The organism is Mycobacterium intracellulare ATCC 13950 (assembly GCF_000277125.1).
GTDB classification, from domain to species: Bacteria; Actinomycetota; Actinomycetes; order Mycobacteriales; family Mycobacteriaceae; genus Mycobacterium; species Mycobacterium intracellulare.
Genome location: NC_016946.1, coordinates 4424480 through 4444196 on the forward strand (window position 1 = coordinate 4424480; position 19717 = coordinate 4444196).

Here is a 19717-nt window from a genome sequence, read left to right on the forward strand (position 1 = left end):
AACTACGAAGTGTTGCAATCACCCCTTGAGCCCAAGGCGGAGTCTGCGCCCTGAGTGCACGTTCGGCGTGGCACGTCAGCGGAAATCGCGGGACTTGGAGCCGACCGCCAGGGTGATGCGGCCCAACCGCTCGGCGACGACGGTGATCGCGCCGGTGGCGTTTTGGACCTGCCCGCGCACCAGCAGCGCCGGCGCCGAGTTCGCCAGCTTGCGATGCCGCGCCCACACCCCCGGCGCGCAGAGCACGTTGACCATCCCGGTCTCGTCCTCCAGGTTCAGGAACGTCACCCCCTGGGCCGTGCCGGGGCGCTGCCGGTGGGTCACCGCCCCGGCGATCAGCACGCGGTCGCCGTCGGGCACCGATCCCAGCTTCTCGGCGGGCACCACCCCCATCGCGTCCAGGTCTTCCCGCAGGAACTGCGTCGGGTAGCTGTCCGGGGAGATGCCGGTGGCCCACACGTCGGCGGCGGCCAGTTCCAGCTCGCTCATCCCCGGCAACGCCGGGACGTGCGAGGACGAGCCCACCCCGGGCAGGCGGCCCGGCCGCTGGGTGGCCGCCGCCCCGGCCGCCCACAGCCCCTCGCGCCGGGACATGCCGAAACAGGCAAAGGCCCCGGCGGTGGCCAGCGCCTCGGTCTGCGGCACGCTCAATTGCAGCCGCGACGTCACATCCAGCAGGGAGGCGAAGGGGCCGTTGGCCTTTCGCTCCTCGACCAGTTGCTCGGCCAGGTCGTCGCCGATATGGCGGACCGCACCCAGACCGAGCCGGACGGCGTTCCCTGAGTCTTCCAGGGTGGCGTGCGCCAGGCTGGCGTTGACGTCCGGGCCGTGCACGGTCACGCCGTGCCGGCGCGCATCGGCCACCAGCGACTGCGGCGAGTAGAAACCCATCGGCTGGGCGCGCAGCAGCGCGGCGCAGAACGCCGCCGGGTGGTGCAGCTTGAACCACGACGAGTAGAACACCAGCGACGCGAAGCTCAGCGCGTGGCTTTCCGGGAAACCGAAATTGGCGAACGCCTCCAGCTTTTCGTAGGTCCGGTCGATCACCTCGTCGGGTGCGCCGTGCAGCGCGCGCATGCCCTCGTAGAACCGGCCGCGCAGCCGCCGCATGCGTTCGGTGGAGCGCTTGGACCCCATGGCGCGGCGCAGCTGATCGGCCTCGGCGGCGGAAAACCCGGCGCAGTCGACCGCGAGCTGCATCAGCTGCTCCTGAAAAAGCGGCACCCCCAACGTCTTTCGCAGCGCCGGTTCCATGGACGGGTGGTCGTAGACCACCGGGTCCTCACCGTTACGCCGCCGGATGTAGGGGTGCACCGACCCGCCCTGGATCGGGCCGGGGCGGATCAGCGCGACCTCCACCACCAGGTCGTAGAACACCCGCGGCTTCAGCCGCGGCAGCGTGGCCATCTGCGCGCGCGACTCCACCTGGAACACGCCGACGGAGTCGGCGCGGGCCAGCATCTCGTACACCGCCGGCTCGGAGAGGTCCAGGCGGGCCAGGTCCACCTCGATCCCCTTGTGCTCGGCCACCAGGTCGATGGCGTAGTGCAGCGCCGAGAGCATGCCCAGCCCGAGCAGGTCGAACTTCACCAAACCGATTGCCGCGCAGTCGTCTTTGTCCCATTGCAGGACGCTGCGGTTCTCCATCCGCGCCCACTCCACCGGGCACACGTCGGCGATCGGGCGGTCGCAGATCACCATGCCGCCGGAGTGAATGCCCATGTGCCGCGGCAGGTTCCGGATCTGGTTCGCCAGGTCGATCACCGGCTCGGGGATGTCCTCGACCTCCGGCGAGTCCGCCAGCCCGCCCCAGTGGCTGATCTGCTTGCTCCACGCGTCCTGCTGGCCCTGCGAGAAGCCCAGGGCGCGGGCCATGTCGCGCACCGCGATCTTTCCCCGGTAGGTGATGACGTTGGCGACCTGGGCGGCGTAGTCCCGGCCGTATTTGTCGTACACGTACTGGATGACCTTTTCGCGCTGGTCGGACTCGATGTCCATGTCGATGTCGGGTGGCCCGTCGCGGGCCGGCGACAGGAAGCGCTCGAACAGCAGCTCGTTGGCCACCGGGTCGACGGCGGTGACGCCGAGGGCGTAGCAGACCGCGGAGTTGGCCGCCGATCCCCTGCCCTGGCACAGGATGTTGTTGTCCCGGCAGAACCGGGCGATGTCGTGCACCACCAGGAAGTAGCCCGGAAACTGCAGCTGGGCAATGACTTTGAGCTCATGCTCGATCTGGGAGTACGCGCGCGGTGCGCTCGGACCGTAGCGGTCGCGCGCGCCGGCCATGGTCAGCTGCCGCAGCCAGCTGCCCTCGGTGTGCCCGTCGGGCACGTCGAACGGCGGCAGCTGGGGTGCGATGAGCGCCAGCCCGAACGCGCACTGCTCGCCCAGTTCGGCGGCCGCGGTCACCACGTCGGGGCCCCCAGCGAACAGCCGGGCCATCTCCGCGCCGGAGCGCAGGTGCGAACCGCCCAGCGGGGCCAGCCACCCGGCGGCCGAATCCAGGGACTCCCGGGCCCGGATGGCGCCCATCGCCATGGCCAGCCGGCGCCGCGACGGCCCCGCGAAATGCGCGCCGGTGGTGGCGACGACGCCGACCCCGAAGCGCGGGGCCAGCGCGGCCAGCACCGCGTTGCGTTCGTCGTCGAGCGGTTGCCCGTGATGGGTCAATTCGACGCTGACCCTTTGCGCACCGAACCGGTCCACCAGGTCGGCCAGCGCCCGCTCGGCGGCTTCCGGACCCCCGTCGGAAAGCGCTTGGCGCACATGGCCTTTGCGGCACCCGGTCAGGATGTGCCAGTGCCCGCCGGCGGCCTCGGTCAGCGCGTCGAAATCGTAACGGGGCTTGCCCTTCTCGCCGCCGGCCAGGTGCGCCGCGGCCAGCTGCCGCGACAGCCGCCGGTAACCCTCGGGGCCGCGGGCCAGCACCAGCAGGTGTGGGCCCGCCGGGTCCGGCCGCTCGGTGCGGGCCTCACCGCCCAGCGACAGTTCGGCGCCGAACACGGTACGCATGTCGAGCTCGGCGGCCGCCTCGGCGAACCGCACCGCCCCGTACAGGCCATCGTGGTCGGTGAGCGCCAGGGCGCGCAGGCCCAGCCGGGCCGCCTCCTCGACCAGTTCCTCGGGCGTGCTAGCCCCGTCTAGGAAGCTGAACGCCGAATGCGCATGCAGTTCGGCATACGGAACGGAACGGGCGGCGGACGGGCGGGGTGCCCGGCCGTCCCCCGGCGGCCGGTACGTGGCGCGCTTGCGCGACAGGGGGGCGTCCTCGGGAAGGCCCGCCGGCTCACCGGCACGGCGCGGCTTGCTGTCGAGCACCCGCTCCATTTCCGCCCAGCTCGGCGGCCCGTTGAACCAGCCCACACGCGCAGTCTATCGAAAATATGTTCGATAGAGGTCGCCGTGAGAGGGTTGGCACATGCCGGTCATCATCGACCCGCGCCGCCACGACGCGGTGCTGTTCGACCTGGAAACCGACCTCGGCTCAACGCTGGCCGCGCGGCTGCGTGACGTCGGGGTGGGCACCGCCGTCGTCCCCGCGGACGGCGCGGCGCGGGCGGCCGCGGACCTGAAGGTGCGCCCGGGCCGCGCCGTCGTGGTCGCCGGGGCGGCGGCCGGCGTCGAGGCCGCCCGCGCCGCGGGATTCGCGTCGGTGATCGGCGTCGGGCCGGCCGGGAGCGCCGGCGCGCTGCGTGACGCCGGGGCCGACGCCGTGGTCAGCGACCTCGGCGAGGTCGGCGTGCGCACCGGGGACCTTCGGATGTCGCAACTGCCGGATGCGATGCGGGCCCTCACCGACGCCGCCGATGGCCTGGCCGGCCGGCGGCCGGCCGTGTTCTTCGACTTCGACGGCACGCTCTCGGACATCGTCGACGACCCCGACGCCGCGCGGCCCGTCGCCGGGGCCACCGAGGCGCTGGCGAAGCTGGCCGCCGGCTGTCCGGTCGCGGTGCTGTCCGGCCGCGATCTCGCCGATGTGACGAATCGCGTTGGCGTGCCTGGCATTTGGTACGCGGGCAGTCACGGTTTCGAGCTGACCGCGCCCGACGGGACACACCATCAGAACGACGCCGCGGCCGCGGCCATCCCGGTGCTCGAGCAGGCGGCGGCCCGGCTGCGCGACCAGCTCGGCGGAATCCCCGGAGTGGTGGTGGAGCACAAGCGATTCGGCGTCGCCGTGCACTACCGCAACGCCGGACGCGACCGCGTGGGTGAGGTGCTGGCCGCGGTGCGCGCGGCGGGGCGCCGCGACGCGCTCCGGGTGACCACCGGCCGCGAGGTCATCGAGCTGCGTCCGGATCTGGACTGGGACAAGGGAAAAACGCTGCGCTGGGTGATCGATCACCTGCACCGGGCCGGGTCGGGATCACTCACGCCGGTCTACCTCGGCGACGACATCACCGACGAGGACGCGTTCGACGCGGTGCACGACGACGGGGTGCCGATCCTGGTGCGGCACAGCGACGATGGCGACCGCGCCACCGCGGCGCTGTTCGCGCTGGACAGCCCCGCGCGGGCCGCGGCATTCACCGACCGGCTGGCCGATCAGCTCGAAGCCTAGTCAGGCGTATTCCACCGCGCCGTCGTCGAGCACCACGCGAACGCCGGAACCCTCGGCGCCGGACGCCTCGGTGCGGAACACCGCCTTGCCCTCCCCGGTACGCCAGATCAGCGTGGTCAGCGTCTCGCCGGGGAACACCGGCGAGGTGAATCGCGAGGCGATCGAGGTGATGTTGGCCGCGACACCCCCACCGAGCTCGGCCACCAGCGCGCGACCCGACACCCCGTAGGTGCACAGCCCGTGCAGGATCGGCTTGGGGAACCCGGCGAGCTCGCGGGCGAACCATGGGTCGCTGTGCAGCGGGTTGCGGTCGCCGGAGAGCCGGTAGATCAGCGCCTGGTCCTCGCGGGTGGGCAGCGCGATCCGCGCGTCGGGCTCGCGGTCCGGGAACTCCGGCGCGACCGGCCGCTGACCCGGCATCCCGCCGAACCCGCCCTCGCCGCGGATGACCAGGGTGGTGAGCGTCTCGGCGATCAGCTGCCCCGATTGCGGGTCGGTGCCCCGGCCGCGCAGCACGAGGATCGCGTTCTTGCCCTCGCCCTTGTCCTGGATGTCGGCGACCTCGGAGACCACCGAGAGCTTCCCCGCGGGCGGCAGCGGGGCGTGCAGCCGGATGCTCTGCGATCCGTGTAAGAGCATGGCCCAGTTGAACTTTCCGACCAGGCCCGCCGCGCCGAAGGCCGGGCAGCAGATCACCGCGTAGGTGGGCAGCACCTGCTGGTCGATGTCGTGGCTGTTCTCGGTGGTGAACGCCAGGTCGTCGATGCCGGCGCCGACACCGAGCGCGTAGAGCAGCGTGTCCCGGTCGGTCCATTCGAAGGTCATGGGTTCGGTCACCGCGCCGACGGCACTCGGGTCAATCGCCATGGGGTCTCCTATTCCAGAAGTCGAGAGCTTTTCTGCACGTAACCATCGCAAACCCTTCCCACCGAAGGCGTCGGCAGGGCAGGCTATCTCCCATGTCCAAGCGCAGCTTGTTCCGGAAGGCCTCGGTTGCGGTCGCCGCCCTCACCGCAACGGTAATCGTCGCCGGCTGCGGCGGCTCGCCGCAGGCGCGGTCGATCACGGTGACGTTCGTCCGGCACGCCCAGTCGGAGGCCAACGCCGCCGGCACCATCGACACCGACGTGCCGGGCCCGGGTCTGACCCCGGAGGGCAAGGGGCAGGCCGAACAGATCGCGCACCAACTCGGCCGCAAGGACTACGACAGCGTCTACGCCTCCACGATGACGCGGACGCAGCAAACCGCCGCGCCGCTGGCCGCCGAGCTCGGCAAGCAGGTCGAGATTTTGCCCGGCATCCAGGAGATCAACGCCGGCTGGTACAACGGCAAACCCGAGTCGATGGCGAAGTCGACCTACCTGGTGGCCCCGGTGAACTGGATCAAGGGCGATGTGTCCTACAGCATCCCCGGCTCGATCAGCGGCAAAGAGTTCAACGACCAGTTCACCGCGGCCGTCAACAAGGTCTACAACAGCGGCCACCGCAACCCGGTGGTGTTCTCGCACGCCAACGCGATCATGGTGTGGACGCTGATGAACACCCGCAACGGCAAGGAAAGCCTGATGAACACCCACCCGTTGCCCAACACCGGCCGCGTGGTGATCACCGGCAACCCGATGACCGGCTGGACGCTGGTCGACTGGGACGGGATCCGCGACTTCCACAGCTAGCCCGCGGCCAGCCCTCGCGGATCGGCAGTTGACGTGGGCGGCTGCCGACGCCACCATGTCTTCATGCGGTATGTCGTTACCGGCGGTACCGGGTTTATTGGTCGCCGCGTCGTGTCTCGTCTTCTGGAATCCCGGCCCGACGCGCAGGTGTGGGTCCTGGTGCGACGGCGGTCGCTGGGCCGCTTCGAACGCCTCGCGGCGCAGTGGGGCGATCGGGTCAAACCGCTGGTCGCCGAGCTGCCGGAGCTGGACCTGAGCGACGAGGTCCTCGCCGAGCTGGGCGAGATCGACCACGTGGTGCACTGCGCGGCGATCTACGACATCACCGCCGGGGAGCCCGAGCAGCGCGCCGCCAACGTCGAGGGCACCCGCGCGGTGATCGGGCTGGCGCGGCGCCTGGGCGCGACGATGCACCACGTCTCGTCGATCGCCGTGGCGGGCGACTTCCGCGGCGAATACACCGAGGACGACTTCGACGTCGGCCAGCAACTGCCGACGCCCTATCACCAGACCAAGTTCGAAGCCGAACTGCTGGTGCGCTCGACGCCCGGCCTGCGCCATCGCATCTACCGCCCGGCGGTGGTCGTGGGCGATTCGCGCACCGGCGAGATGGACAAGGTGGACGGGCCGTACTACTTCTTCGGCGTGCTGGCCAAGTTGGCCGTCCTGCCGTCGCTGACGCCCATCCTGCTGCCCGACACCGGCCGCACCAACATCGTCCCTGTCGACTACGTCGTCGACGCGCTGGTCGCGCTCCTGCACGCCGACGGTCGTGACGGGCAGACGTTCCACCTCACCGCCGAGAAGACGATCGGCCTGCGCGGCATCTACCGCGGCGTGGCCAAGGCGGCCGGGCTGCCGCCGCTGCGCGGGTCGCTGCCCCGCTCGGTGGCCGCCCCCGTCCTCAACGTGCGCGGCCGGGCCAGGGTGCTGCGCAACATGGCGGCCACCCAGCTGGGCATCCCCGCCGAGGTGTTCGACCTCGTCGACCTGCCGCCCACCTTCGTCAGCGAGAAGACCCGAAACGCCTTGCGGGACTACGAGATACGGGTTCCCGAGTTCTCCTCCTACGCACCGAAGCTGTGGCGGTACTGGGCGGAACACCTCGATCCGGACCGCGCGCGCCGCGACGATCCGCGAGGACCGTTGCACGGCCGGCACGTCATCATCACCGGCGCGTCCAGCGGCATCGGCCGGGCGTCGGCGATCGCGATCGCCGAGCGCGGCGCCACGGTGTTCGCGCTGGCCCGCAACGGCGCCGCGCTGGATGAGCTGGTCGCCGAGATCCGCGCCAATGGCGGTGCCGCCCATGCCTTTACCTGTGACGTCACCGATTCCGCGTCGGTGGAGCACACCGTCAAAGACATCCTGGGGCGCTTCGACCACGTCGATTACCTGGTGAACAACGCCGGCCGCTCGATCCGCCGCTCGGTGGTCAACTCCACCGACCGGCTACACGACTACGAACGGGTGATGGCGGTCAACTACTTCGGCGCGGTGCGAATGGTGCTGGCGCTGCTGCCGCATTGGCGCGAGCGGCGATTCGGCCACGTCGTCAACGTGTCGAGCGCCGGCGTGCAGGCACGCAACCCCAAATACAGCTCCTACCTGCCGACCAAGGCCGCGCTGGACGCGTTCTCCGACGTGGTCGGATCCGAGGTGCTGTCCGACCACATCACCTTCACCAACATCCACATGCCGCTGGTGCGCACCCCCATGATCGTGCCGTCGCACCGGCTCAACCCGGTCCGGGCGATCAGCCCCGAACGCGCGGCCGCGATGGTGGTGCGCGGGCTGGTGGACAAGCCCGCGCGCATCGACACCCCGCTGGGCACGCTCGCCGAGGCCGGAAATTACTTCGTCCCCAGGACTTCTCGACGAATCCTGCACCAGCTCTATCTCGGCTATCCCGACTCGGCCGCGGCGCGCGGGCTGGCACCCGCCGCCCAAGCGCCGCCGCCGGCCGTGCGCCGCAAGCCCAACCGGCCCGTCCGCGCCGTCACCGGCGGCCTGCGCACGCCGCGGGGCGTCAAGCGGCTGGTGCGCCGGGTGCCCGGCGTGCACTGGTGATCATTTCTCCAACGTGAACTGGTTGACGTCGACATAGCCCACCCGAAAGGCGTCGGCGCAGCCGGTCAGATATTTCATGTACCGCTCGTAGACTTCCTCGGACTGCACCGCGATGGCCTGCTCCTTGTGGGCTTGCAGCGCGGCGGCCCAGATGTCGAGGGTCTTCGCGTAGTGCGGCTGCAGCGACTGGATGCGGCTCACGGTGAAGCCGTTCGCGGTGGCGCGCTCCTGCACCATCGGTATCGACGGTAACCGCCCACCCGGAAAGATCTCGGTGACAATGAATTTGATGAATCGGGCGAACGTGAACGAGATGGGCATGCCGCGCTCCACCATCTCGGTCGGGTGCAGACCGGTGATGGTGTGCAGCAGCATGACCCCGTCGTCGGGCAGCAGGTCATGCGCCATGGTGAAGAACGCGTCGTAGCGCTCGTGCCCGAAATGCTCGAAGGCGCCGATGCTGACGATCCGGTCGACCGGCTCGTCGAACTCCTCCCAGCCCTGCAGCAGGATCCGGGCGGAACGGGGGCTCTTCGACTGCGCGATCAGCCGCTCGACGTGCTCGGCTTGGTTGCGGCTCAGGGTGAGGCCGACAACGTTGACGTCGTATTTCTCCACGGCGCGCATCATGGTGGCGCCCCAGCCGCAGCCGACGTCGAGCAACGTCATGCCCGGTTGCAGCCCGAGTTTGCCCAGGGCGAGGTCGATCTTGGCGATCTGCGCTTCCTCCAGCGTCATGTCCTCGCGCTCGAAGTAGGCGCAGCTGTACGTCTGGGTCGGGTCGAGGAATAGCCGGAAGAAGTCGTCCGACAAGTCGTAGTGGGCCTGCACGTCGTCGAAGTGCGGCGTTAATTCAGTGCCCTCCGGGGGCTCCGACGTTGTGGGCATCAGCTCAGCCTAATAGCCGAGATGGCTATGTTGTAGACAATGAACGGTTGTAGACAATGAACGCTCCCGTTTTCGTCGACGTCGACACCGGCGTGGATGACGCGCTGGCGCTGATCTACCTGTTCGCCAGCCCGGACGCCGAGGTGGTCGGCATCGCCTCGACCGGTGGAAACGTCGGGGTGGAGCAGGTCTGCGAAAACAATCTCGGCCTGCTGCGACTGTGCGAGGTCACCGGCATACCGGTTTCGAGAGGCTCCGATCAAACCCTGACCGGACCGATGTGTTTGCCGTCAAAAGTCCACGGCCCCAGGGGATTAGGCTACGCCGAGCTGCCCCCGGGTGGGGACGGGCTCACCGACTACGACTCGGCGGACGCGTGGGTGCGGGCGGCGAAGGCCCACCCCGGGGAGCTCATCGGCGTGGCGACCGGCCCGTTGACCAATCTGGCGCTGGCGCTGCGCGCCGAACCCGCCCTGCCGTCGCTGCTGCGCCGGCTGGTGATCATGGGGGGCTCCTACGACCACCGGGGCAACACCACCGCGGTCGCGGAATGGAACATCAGCGTGGACCCGGAGGCCGCGGCCGAGGTGCTGGCCGCCTGGGGCCAGGAAACCGTTGGCCGCCAACGGCTTCCGATTCTGTGCGGGCTGGATTTGACCCGTAAGGTCGCCATGACACCGGAGCACCTGGCCCGGCTGGCGGCCACCGCCGGGTCGACGACCACGCCGCTGAGCGAACACGACGAACGCGCAACCCGGTCCACGGCGTGCAACCCCTTGATCAGGGTGATCGAGGACGCGACCCGGTTCTACCTGGAGGCCTACCACGACCTCGGCCACGGGTATCAAGCACACATGCACGATCCGTTGGCCGCCGCCGTCGCGCTGGATCCGGGGCTCGTCAAGACCCGGCCGGCGACGGTGGACATCGAGCTGACCGGGACCCTGACCCGCGCCATGACGGTGACCGACTGGTCGGGTCGCCGAGAACCCAACGCGCTCATCGGGATTGACGTGGACGCAGCGGGGTTCTTCGATCGGTTCATCGAGCGGGTGGGCCCCTTCGCGCGCCGGTTAGCCGATACCCCATGAAGTTTCGTGCCATCGAGCTGATCCGGGCGGGGTGGGGCGGCGTGCTGCTGGCCGCCCCCGCCGAGGTGCTGAGCCACATCCACGGGGTACGGGTCGACCGCAAGGCGATCGTCGTCACCCGGATCCTGGGCGCTCGCCATCTGGTCCAGGCGGCGTCGTCGGGGGTCGACCCCGGCCCGGAGGAGCTGGCGGCCGGGGTCTGGGTCGACACGGTGCACTCGGCGACCGCGCTCGGCCTGGCCCTCGTCGACCGGCGCCGGGCCCGCGGCGGGGTGACCGACGCCGTGGTCGCGGCGTCGTGGGCGTTCCTGGGGTGGCGCCATTTGCGCACCGGTCAGGCCAGGACCGGCGCTCTCCGCGGCCGCGACCGGCTGGCCCGCGCCGTTCTGCGGGCGTTGCCCGGCGGCCGCACCCTGGTGGCGCAGGCGCAGGCGGTACGCGCCGATTAACGCCACGCCCTTGACGTCAGGGACAATGGGAGTTTGTGTTGGCATGATTTGGTGGGATGTGTGGGGCTCGGCGTCAATTCGTTAGCAGCTCTCATCAAATGAAAGGTTTCGGAAGTCATGGCGGAGCTGGTTACGGGGAAAACGCTGCCGAACGTGGTCGTCACGGGCATTGCCATGACGACCGCACTGGCGACTGACGCCGAGTCCACGTGGAAGCTGTTGCTGGACAGGCAAAGTGGCATCCGCAAACTCGAGGACTCGTTCGTCGAGGAGTTTGACCTGCCGGTGCGCATCGGCGGTCATCTACTCGAGGATTTCGACGGCGGACTCACCCGCGCCGAACGCCACCGGATGGGCTACCTGCAGATGATGTCGACCGTCCTGGGCCGGCGGGTCTGGGAGAACGCCGGCTCGCCCGAGGTCGACAGCAACCGGCTGATGGTGTCCGTCGGCACGGGCCTGGGCTCGGCGGAGCAAATCGTGTTCAGCTACGACGACCTGCGCGCCCGCGGGATGAAGGGTGTCTCCCCGCTGGCGGTGTCCAAGTACATGCCCAACGGGGCAGCCGCTGCGGTGGGCCTGGAGCGGCACGCCAAGGCCGGGGTCATCACCCCGGTGTCGGCGTGCGCATCGGGTTCGGAGGGCGTCGCCCAGGCGTGGCGCAACATCGTCTTCGGGGAGGCCGACATCGCGATCTGCGGTGGCGTGGAGGTCAGGATCGAGGCGGTCGCGATCGCGGCGTTCGCGCAGATGCGGATCGTGATGTCGACCAAGAACGACGACCCCGTCGGCGCGTGCCGCCCGTTCGACCGCGACCGGACCGGCTTCGTGTTCGGCGAGGCCGGCGCCCTGATGGTGATCGAGACCGAGGAGCACGCCAAGGCCCGCGGGGCCAACATCTTGGCCCGCATCATGGGCGCCAGCATCACCTCCGACGGCTACCACATGGTGGCCCCCGACCCCAACGGCGAACGCGCCGGGCACGCCATGAGCCGCGCCATCCAGCTCGCCGGGCTCTCCCCCAGCGACATCCACCACGTCAACGCCCACGCCACCGGCACCTCGGTCGGCGACGTCGCCGAGGGCAGGGCCATCAACAACGCCCTGGGCCCCCACGGCGGCAACGCCGCCGTCTACGCCCCCAAGGCCGCCCTGGGCCACTCCGTGGGCGCCGTGGGCGCCGTCGAATCGATCCTGACCGTGCTCGCGCTGCGCGACCAGGTCGTGCCGCCCACGCTGAACCTGGAAAACCTCGACCCCGAGATCGACCTGGACGTGGTGGCCGGCAAACCCCGCCCCGGCAACTACGAGTACGCGATCAACAACTCGTTCGGCTTCGGCGGACACAACGTGGCGACCGTCTTCGGACGCTACTGACGCGCGCATAGCGAAGCGCATCGAAACCGCTTAGTGCCGAACGCGTTTTCGCCACACCGGCGACCCGTCGGACCGCATCCTCGAACACGGTTTGGTGCACGGGGTGCGGGGTACTGGACCGACTATGGCCTTCGCCGACTATCAAAAAGAGCTGTACGACCAGTCGCTGCACGGTAATCAGCCGCAGTACCCGATCAGGTTCGAGGACCTGGAGGAAAAGGCGGCGGCGGCGATGGCACCGAAGGTGCTGCAGTACGTCGCGGGCGGCGCCGGTGACGAGCACACCCAGCGCGCCAACTGCGCGGCCTTCAAACGGTGGGGGCTGTACCCGCGGATGGGGATCGCCCCCGAGGAGCGCGACATGTCCGTCGAGCTGTTCGGCATGAGGTTTCCGTCACCGATCTTCATGGCGCCCATCGGCGTCATCGGGGTGTGCGACCCGGAGGGCCACGGGGACATGCTCTGCGCCCGGGCCTCCGTCCGCACCGGCGTCCCGTTCTTCGTGGGCACGCTCACGTCCGACCCGATGGAGGATATCGCCGCCGAACTGGGCGATAGCCCGGCGTTCTTCCAGCTGTACACGCCGCCGGACCGCAAGATGGCCGCCAGCCTGGTGCACCGCGCCGAGGCGGCCGGCTTCAAGGCCATCGCGGTCACCCTGGACACCTGGGTCACCGGCTGGCGGCCCCGCGACCTCAGCGGGGGGAACTACCCCCAGGTGCCCAGCGGGTGCCTGGCCAACTACACCAGCGATCCCGTTTTTCGCTCCCGCTTGAGCCGGGGCGAAGACGCCACCGAGGCGGCGGTGCGCAAGCTGCCCATTTTCGGCGGCCCGTTCCGGTGGGACGACCTGGAGTGGCTGCGGGCGGAGACCGACCTGCCGCTGATGGTCAAGGGCGTCTGCCACCCCGACGACGTCCGCCGCGCCAAAGACATTGGCGTGGACGGCATTTACTGCTCCAACCACGGCGGCCGGCAGGCCAACGGCGGGTTGCCCTGCCTGGATTGCCTGCCCGACGTGCTCGAGGCGGCCGACGGGCTGCCCGTGCTGTTCGACTCGGGCGTGCGCAGCGGGGCCGACATCATCAAGGCCCTCGCGCTGGGGGCGACCGCCGTCGGGATCGGCCGCCCCTACGCCTACGGGCTGGCCCTCGGGGGCGTCGAGGGCGTCGTGCACGTGCTGCGCTCGCTGCTGGCCGAAGCGGACCTGATCATGGCCGTCGACGGATATCCCTCGCTCAAGGACCTGACGCCGGAGGCGCTGCGGCCCATCTACTCATAGCTGCCCTCGAGGTACCAGCGCCGCTGGCGATAGCACAACAGCAACGCACGCTCGCTTTCCAGCAGGATCTGGGCGCGGGCGGTGCGGCCGGACCCTTGACCGGCCCCCTGACCGCCCACGGGCCGGTCGTCCCACCACCGCTCGTCGACCGGCCAGGGGCCGGCCCACCAGCACAGCCGCTCGTCTCGGCCCTGGCTGATCATGCGGGCGGGGTCGGCGGAGAACAGCCCGCGGTTGGTCACCCGTATCGGGTTCCCTTGGGTGTCAAGCAATTCCACCGGATCGTCCAGCAACACCGCCGGTGACGGCGCGGGCAGCCGGCCGGGCCACGGCAGATCGGGATCGGCCCGCGGCACCGGCTCGCCGCCCAGCGGGATCAGCGTGATGCGCTCGGCCGGCCCGCGACCCCCGGACAGCACCGGCACTCGCACCGCCTCCGGACCGAGCAACCCCTGCACCCGCACCAGCGCCCGGCGGGCCCGCAGCCTGTCCTCCTCCCCCAGCCCACCCCAGAGCGGCAACTGCAGCGCCTCGGCGGATACCACCTCCACCGCCTGCAGCCGCAACAGCGTCACCGCGGCGGTGGGCCGGGGATCGCGCGCGGTGCGATTGCTCAGCCAGCCGTCGAGCTGCCAGCGCACCCGGTCGGCGGTGGCGTCCTCGGTCAACGGCTCGGCGCACCGCCACACCCGATGGCGTTCTTCGCCGTTGGCGGTGACGGCGTGGATGGCCAGCCGGGTGCATCCCACGCCGGCGGCCATCAGCGCCTGATGCAGCGTTCCGGCCAGCGAGCGCCCGGCGAACGCCGCGGCATCGACCCGGTCGATCGGCGGATCGCAGTCCAGCACGGCCTCGAGCTCGGCCGGCGGCTCCCGCCCGGAGGGCGGCCGTTCGGGCTCGCCGCGGGCCAACCGGTGCGCGGTCACCCCGTCGGCGCCGAACCGGGAGGCCACATCGCTGCGCGACAGCGCGGCGAACTGCCCGATGGTGCGAATCCCCATCCGCCACAACAGGTCCGTCAGCTCTTCCCGGCCCGGACCGGACAGGCTCGGCTCGGTGGCGAGTTGGCGGATGGACAGGACCGACAAAAACCTCGCGTCGCCTCCCGGCTCGACGACGCGGCCCGCCCGCGCCGCGAAGACCGCGGTGGACAACTGGTCGGCGATCCCGACCTGACACTCGGCGCCGGCGGCGGCCACGGCATCGATCAGCCGTTCGGCGGCGACGGCCTCGGACCCGAAATAGCGGGCCGCCCCGCGCACCGGCAACACCAGGAGCCCGGGCCGCAGCACCTCGGCGCGGGGCACCAGGTCGTCCACCGCCGCGATCACCGCTTCGAAGAAGCGGGCGTCGCGGTCCGCGTCGGCGGTGGTGACGTGCAGCTGCGGGCACCGGGCCGCCGCCTCCCGGCGTCGCAGCCCCCGGCGCACCCCCACCGCGCGGGCGGCCGACGAACAGGCGACCACCCGGTTGGCCAGCGTGACCGCGACCGGCACGGACGCGGGCAGATCCGCGGCCGCCGCCGCCGCGACCGCGGGCCAATCCATGCACCAGATCGCCAAAACCCTTGAACCAGAAGGGGTTACCACCGGAGTTCACCCCGCTCGCGCTTGGGCCGTCACCCGTCGTCCCGCACACATCCCGCTGACCTGCAGCCGCACCCCGCTGATCCGCCCGAATCCGGGGGCGGGCATTCCCCAGTGCGGGGTGATCTCGTAGCCACAGACCCGGGCCGCCAGCCGCGTCGGCGCGCCCTGCCAATCGCCGCCGGTGACCAGCAGAGTGCAACCCTTGCTGCGGGCCCGCGCCACCACCGCCCGCGCCCGCGTCGGCGGCACCCGGTGCCCGCCCAGCCCGAGGACCACCAGATCCATGCCGTCGACGAGCACCGCGGCCACCTCGACCGGATCGGTTCCGGGATCCGGTATCACCGCGAGCCGGCTCAGATCCGCCCCCATCTCCGCGGCGGCCAGCAGCCCGATGTCCGGCTGGCCGACGATCGCGGCGTTGCCACCGGCCGCCGTGACCGCGGCGACCATGCTCAACAACAGCGACCGGGCACCCGAGAGCACCGCCACCGTTCCCCGCGGCAGCGGCGCCGGCAGCAGGTCCGCCAGCCACTGCGGCAGCGCCAGCTGGGACTCCGAGTCCAGCAGGTCGTCGGGGACGGTCGGCCCGGCCTTTTTCGAGGAGATGCTCGCCATCCGCCGTCGAAGCGATTCGAGCTGCTCAGCGCGGGTTTCTTCGCGGTGGCTGGAGGCAAAAGCCGCGGTCATGACCTAGCCTCCTTCACCGGGCGTTCGAAAGTATGTTCGAAGTAAACACCGGCCCTCTGACAACCGTCAAGCAACGTGAGGGGCTGCTTTATGCGCTCGGTGCCGGTGTGGCTGATGGTGTTTTCGGGCGTGATTTTTTCGGCGGCAACGCCCACTCCGTCGACGCTGAACCATGCCAACCGGCCGGCCGCCACGGCCCCGGGCACGGGGCCGGCGTCGCCGCACGTCGCGCCCTACAAGTCCCATCGGCCACACCAGACCCTGGCGGAGGGCGCAGTGCGTGTGCCCACCTCCGAGCGACAACACGTTTTCGCTGGTCATGGGCCCGCCCGAGATTGTCGCTCGGAGGTGGGCACAACGCCTGTCCACCCGCGCAGCGACGCGTGTGGCGCCTGTTACCCATGTTGTGCGGCATCACTCGGCGGCCGCATCTCCCGCTCGCGCATCTTGTCCAGGAGGCGGACCTTCCGGCGGAAGCTCAGCGGGCACGCCGAGCAGCCGGGTGATCACTTCCACCGGAAACAACGCCGAAAAGTCCTGCACCCACGCGAGGGCGACTACTCCCATTCGATGGTGCCCGGCGGCTTGCTGGTGATGTCCAGCACCACGCGGTTGACCTCGGCGACCTCGTTGGTGATGCGGGTCGAGATGCCTTCGAGCACCTCGTAGGGGACCCGGGTCCAGTCGGCGGTCATGGCGTCCTCACTGGTCACCGGCCGCAACACGATCGGGTGCCCGTAGGTGCGGTTGTCGCCCTGCACGCCGACCGAACGCACGTCGCCCAGCAGCACCACGGGGCACTGCCAGATCAGGGTGTCCAGGCCAGCGGCCGTCAGCTCCTCGCGCGCGATCGAGTCCGCCCGCCGCAGCGTGTCCAGCCGCTCCGCGGTGACCTCGCCGACGATCCGGATGCCCAGGCCGGGACCCGGGAACGGTTGGCGCGCAACGATTTCCTCCGGCAGGCCCAGCTCGCGCCCGACCGCGCGCACCTCGTCCTTGAACAGCAGCCGCAGCGGCTCGACGAGTTTGAACGTCAGGTCGCCGGGCAGGCCGCCGACGTTGTGGTGGCTCTTGATGTTCGCTGTGCCGCTGCCGCCGCCGGACTCCACCACGTCGGGATACAGCGTGCCCTGGACCAGGAACTCGACGCCGGAGCCGTCGGAAGCGTTGTCCCCCACGATGTCTCGCACCGCGCCCTCGAACGCCCGGATGAAATGGCGGCCGATGATCTTGCGCTTGCCTTCGGGATTGGTCACGCCGGCGAGCGCGTCGAGGAAGGTGTCGGCCGCGTCGACGGTCACCAGATTGGCGCCGGTGGCGGCCACGAAATCGCGTTGCACCTGCGCGCGCTCGCCCTCGCGCAGCAGCCCGTGGTCGACGAAGACACAGGTCAGGCGGTCACCGATGGCACGCTGTACCAGCGCGGCGGCCACCGCGGAATCCACGCCGCCGGACAGCCCGCAAATCGCATGGCCGTCGCCGATCTGGGCGCGCACCTGCTCGACCAGCGCCTCGGCGATGTTGGCGGCCGTCCAGTCCGCGCCGAGCCCGGCGAAGTCGTGCAGGAAGCGGCTGAGCACCTGCTGCCCGTGCGGGCTGTGCATCACCTCCGGGTGGTACTGCACGCCGGCCAGCCGACGGGCCCGGTTCTCGAACCCGGCGACCGCCGCGCCTGCGCTGCTGGCCACCACCTCGAACCCGTCCGGCGCGGCCGTGACCGCGTCGCCGTGGCTCATCCACACCGGCTGGACGCTCGGTAAGCCCGAATGCAGTTCGCCGCCAAGGACTTTCAGTTCGGTGCGGCCGTATTCGCTGGTGCCGGTGTGGGCGACGGTCCCGCCCAGCGCCTGGGCCATGGCCTGGAACCCGTAACAGATGCCGAACACCGGCACCCCGAGGTCGAACAGCGCCGGGTCCAGCTGCGGGGCGCCGTCGGCGTAGACACTGGACGGCCCGCCGGAAAGGACCAGCGCCAGCGGGTCCCTGGCCTTGATGTCCTCGGCCGTGGCGGTGTGCGGGATGACCTCCGAGAAAACCCGCGCCTCGCGGACCCGGCGGGCGATCAGCTGCGCGTACTGCGCCCCGAAGTCCACGACGAGCACCGGTCGAGCGGGCGGTCCGGACGCGCCCGCCGGCTCGGTTGCCTCAGTTTCCCTGGATTCGGCCACGCAGGCGAGTCTAGTGGCCGCCTGCGCCGCCGCCGCCCGAGAGGCCCACGGCGAAAACGCGGTGCGTAACGCGCCGCCGCGGCGAATTCTATGCCTTTGGCATGAGGTCGGCGGTCGAGTATTGATAACGACAATCATTTTCAATTGACTGGTCGAGGATCTGCACACTGCCCAGCCCAGGAGTTGCCGTGATGACGTTGCCCGCCGCAAGCGCGCCGCCGATGGCCGACCGCCGACGAGGCGTCCGGCGATGACCGCGCCGGTGTGGATGGCGTCCCCGCCCGAGGTGCACTCGGCGTTGCTCAGCAGCGGACCGGGGCCGGCGTCGCTGTTCGCCGCGGCGGCGGCGTGGAGCTCAATGAGCGCCGAATACGCCTCGGCCGCAGAAGAACTCGGCGCGCTGTTGACGTCGACGCAGGCCGGGGCATGGCAGGGGCCCAGCGCCGAATCCTACGTCGCCGCGCACGCCCCGTACCTGGCGTGGTTGACACAGGCCAGCGCGCACAGCGCCGCGGCGGCCGCCCAGCACGAGGCGGCGGGCACCGCCTACACCGCCGCGCTGGCGGCGATGCCGACCCTGCCGGAGCTGACCACCAACCACGTCGTCCACGGTGCCCTGGTGGCGACGAATTTCTTTGGGATCAACACCATTCCGATCGCGGTCAACGAGGCCGACTATGCGCGGATGTGGGTCCAGGCCGCCGGCACGATGGCGACCTATGAAGCCGTCTCCACGGCGACGGTGGCGGCCGTACCGCCGACCGACCCGGCACCGCCGATCCTGAAGTCCGAGGCCACCGCGCAACACGACCACGAGGAGGACGACGACCACCACGACCACGAGCACGGGTTCGACAGCCCGCTCAACCAGTTCGTCGCCCAGATCCTGCGGCTGTTCGGCCTCGACTGGGATCCGGTCGAGGGGACCCTCAACGGCCTGCCCTACGAGGCCTACACCAACCCCGGGGACCTGATGTGGTGGGTGGTCCGGGCCCTCGAACTGTTTTCCGATTTCCAGCAGTTCGGGGCCCTGTTGCAGGAGAACCCGGCGGCGGCCTTCGAGTTCATCACGCAACTCGTGCTGCTCGACTGGCCGACACACCTGGCCCAGCTCGCCAGTTGGCTCCCGACGCAGCCCCAGTTGCTGTTGCTGCCGATGCTCGTCGCCGCGGCCCCCTTCGGGGCGCTGGCCGGCTTTGCCGGCCTGGCCGCGCCGGCCCCCCCGGCCGCGCCCGCCGCGGTGCCGGCCGCCCCCGCCCCAGCCGCACCCCCGAGCCTGCCGGCTGCGCCCGCCATGAGCCCCGTCACCGCGCCAGCCGCGGCCGCCGCGCCGGCACCCGCGCCCGCGCCCGCGCCCTCGGCCGCCACGGTGGCCAGCCCGGCGCCGCCCGCGCCGCCAGCCGCCGGCACCGTCCCGTTCGTGCCCCCGTACGCCCTCGCGCCTCCCGGCATCGGTTTCGGTTCGGGGATGAGCGCGGGCGCCGCCGCCGGCGCGAAAAAGAAGGCGCCCGAACCCGATTCGGCCGCGGCCGTCGCGGCCGCGGCCGCGCGGGAGGCGGCGCGCAACCGCCGGCGCCGGCGGGCGCGGCAGCGCGCCCATGGCGACGAGTTCATGGACATGAACGTCGACGTCGATCCGGACTGGAACGAGCCGGAGACGACGGCGTCGCACGGCGGCGCCGGAAACCTGGGCTTCGCCGGCACGGCACGCAAGGAACCCGTCGCCGCGGCGGGCCTGACCACCCTGGCGGCCGACGAATTCGGCGACGCACCCCGCATGCCGATGGTGCCGGGCACCTGGCCCCCGGGCGACGGCAAGGGGGCGCCCGGCAGCGGGGGCTGACTCCGTCGTCGACGAAATCACCTGCGGCACAGCGCGTTA

15 protein-coding genes are annotated in these 19717 nt (G+C 70.7%); 8 read left to right on the forward strand and 7 right to left on the reverse strand.

From position 1 onward, the window contains the following. Positions 1-75: 75 nt before the first annotated feature. Entirely contained in the window at positions 76-3363 is a 3288-nt protein-coding gene (locus tag OCU_RS45360) for an error-prone DNA polymerase (RefSeq protein ID WP_014381035.1), read from the reverse strand. A gap of 55 nt (positions 3364-3418) precedes the next feature. Here OCU_RS45360 and otsB point away from each other — a divergent pair, with 55 nt between their 5' ends. Continuing rightward, positions 3419-4561 carry a trehalose-phosphatase gene (gene otsB, locus OCU_RS45365; protein ID WP_014381036.1) on the forward strand — a complete coding sequence of 381 codons (1143 nt, stop codon included), beginning with the start codon at positions 3419-3421 and terminating at the stop codon, positions 4559-4561. On the opposite strand, the gene OCU_RS45370 is transcribed toward otsB, so the two are convergent. After that, positions 4562-5428: a MaoC family dehydratase gene (locus OCU_RS45370; protein WP_014381037.1), complete on the reverse strand. Its 867-nt coding sequence runs from the start codon at positions 5426-5428 to the stop codon at positions 4562-4564. 92 nt (positions 5429-5520) lie between these two features. On the opposite strand from OCU_RS45370, the gene OCU_RS45375 reads away from it, so the two are divergent. Beyond that, the gene (locus OCU_RS45375; RefSeq protein ID WP_009956139.1) at positions 5521-6234 is read left to right on the forward strand and encodes a histidine phosphatase family protein; all 714 of its coding nucleotides are present in this window, start codon (positions 5521-5523) and stop codon (positions 6232-6234) included. Positions 6235-6297: 63 nt separating this feature from the next. Next, positions 6298-8304 (forward strand): SDR family oxidoreductase, encoded by a 2007-nt coding sequence (locus tag OCU_RS45380; RefSeq protein ID WP_014381038.1) that lies wholly within the window; start codon positions 6298-6300, stop codon positions 8302-8304. On the opposite strand, the gene cmaA1 is transcribed toward OCU_RS45380, so the two are convergent. Beyond that, on the reverse strand, positions 8305-9192 hold the full coding sequence (cmaA1, locus tag OCU_RS45385) for a cyclopropane mycolic acid synthase CmaA1 (RefSeq protein WP_014381039.1): 888 nt from the start codon (positions 9190-9192) through the stop codon (positions 8305-8307). A 56-nt stretch (positions 9193-9248) separates the two neighbouring features. On the opposite strand from cmaA1, the gene OCU_RS45390 reads away from it, so the two are divergent. The 4 genes from OCU_RS45390 to OCU_RS45405 all read left to right on the forward strand — a co-directional run bounded on the left by OCU_RS45390 (position 9249) and on the right by OCU_RS45405 (position 13391). Beyond that, positions 9249-10283, forward strand: a complete 1035-nt coding sequence (locus OCU_RS45390; protein ID WP_014381040.1) for a nucleoside hydrolase — start codon at positions 9249-9251, stop codon at positions 10281-10283. After that, entirely contained in the window at positions 10280-10732 is a 453-nt protein-coding gene (locus tag OCU_RS45395) for a hypothetical protein (protein ID WP_014381041.1), read from the forward strand. The genes OCU_RS45390 and OCU_RS45395 overlap by 4 nt, the downstream gene beginning before the upstream one ends. A gap of 117 nt (positions 10733-10849) precedes the next feature. Next, positions 10850-12109 (forward strand): 3-oxoacyl-ACP synthase KasB, encoded by a 1260-nt coding sequence (gene kasB / locus OCU_RS45400; RefSeq protein WP_014381042.1) that lies wholly within the window; start codon positions 10850-10852, stop codon positions 12107-12109. A gap of 124 nt (positions 12110-12233) precedes the next feature. After that, positions 12234-13391 (forward strand): alpha-hydroxy-acid oxidizing protein, encoded by a 1158-nt coding sequence (locus OCU_RS45405; protein ID WP_009957341.1) that lies wholly within the window; start codon positions 12234-12236, stop codon positions 13389-13391. Here OCU_RS45405 and OCU_RS45410 read toward each other — a convergent pair. The 4 genes from OCU_RS45410 to guaA form a co-directional block, all read right to left on the reverse strand. Next, complete coding sequence (locus tag OCU_RS45410; RefSeq protein WP_009957342.1) at positions 13382-14938, reverse strand: DNA polymerase Y family protein; 1557 nt, start codon at positions 14936-14938, stop codon at positions 13382-13384. The two genes, OCU_RS45405 and OCU_RS45410, sit on opposite strands and share 10 nt — an antisense overlap. 48 nt (positions 14939-14986) lie before the next feature. Beyond that, positions 14987-15667, reverse strand: coding sequence for a hypothetical protein (locus OCU_RS45415; protein ID WP_029385492.1), 681 nt, complete (start codon positions 15665-15667; stop codon positions 14987-14989). A gap of 414 nt (positions 15668-16081) precedes the next feature. Next, the gene (locus tag OCU_RS51300; RefSeq protein WP_158520012.1) at positions 16082-16234 is read right to left on the reverse strand and encodes a hypothetical protein; all 153 of its coding nucleotides are present in this window, start codon (positions 16232-16234) and stop codon (positions 16082-16084) included. Next, on the reverse strand, positions 16225-17835 hold the full coding sequence (guaA, locus tag OCU_RS45425; protein WP_193375125.1) for a glutamine-hydrolyzing GMP synthase: 1611 nt from the start codon (positions 17833-17835) through the stop codon (positions 16225-16227). The genes OCU_RS51300 and guaA overlap by 10 nt, the downstream gene beginning before the upstream one ends. Positions 17836-18085: 250 nt before the next feature. Here guaA and OCU_RS45430 point away from each other — a divergent pair, with 250 nt between their 5' ends. After that, positions 18086-19678 carry a PPE family protein gene (locus tag OCU_RS45430; protein ID WP_014381046.1) on the forward strand — a complete coding sequence of 531 codons (1593 nt, stop codon included), beginning with the start codon at positions 18086-18088 and terminating at the stop codon, positions 19676-19678. The last annotated feature ends 39 nt before the right edge of the window (positions 19679-19717 follow it).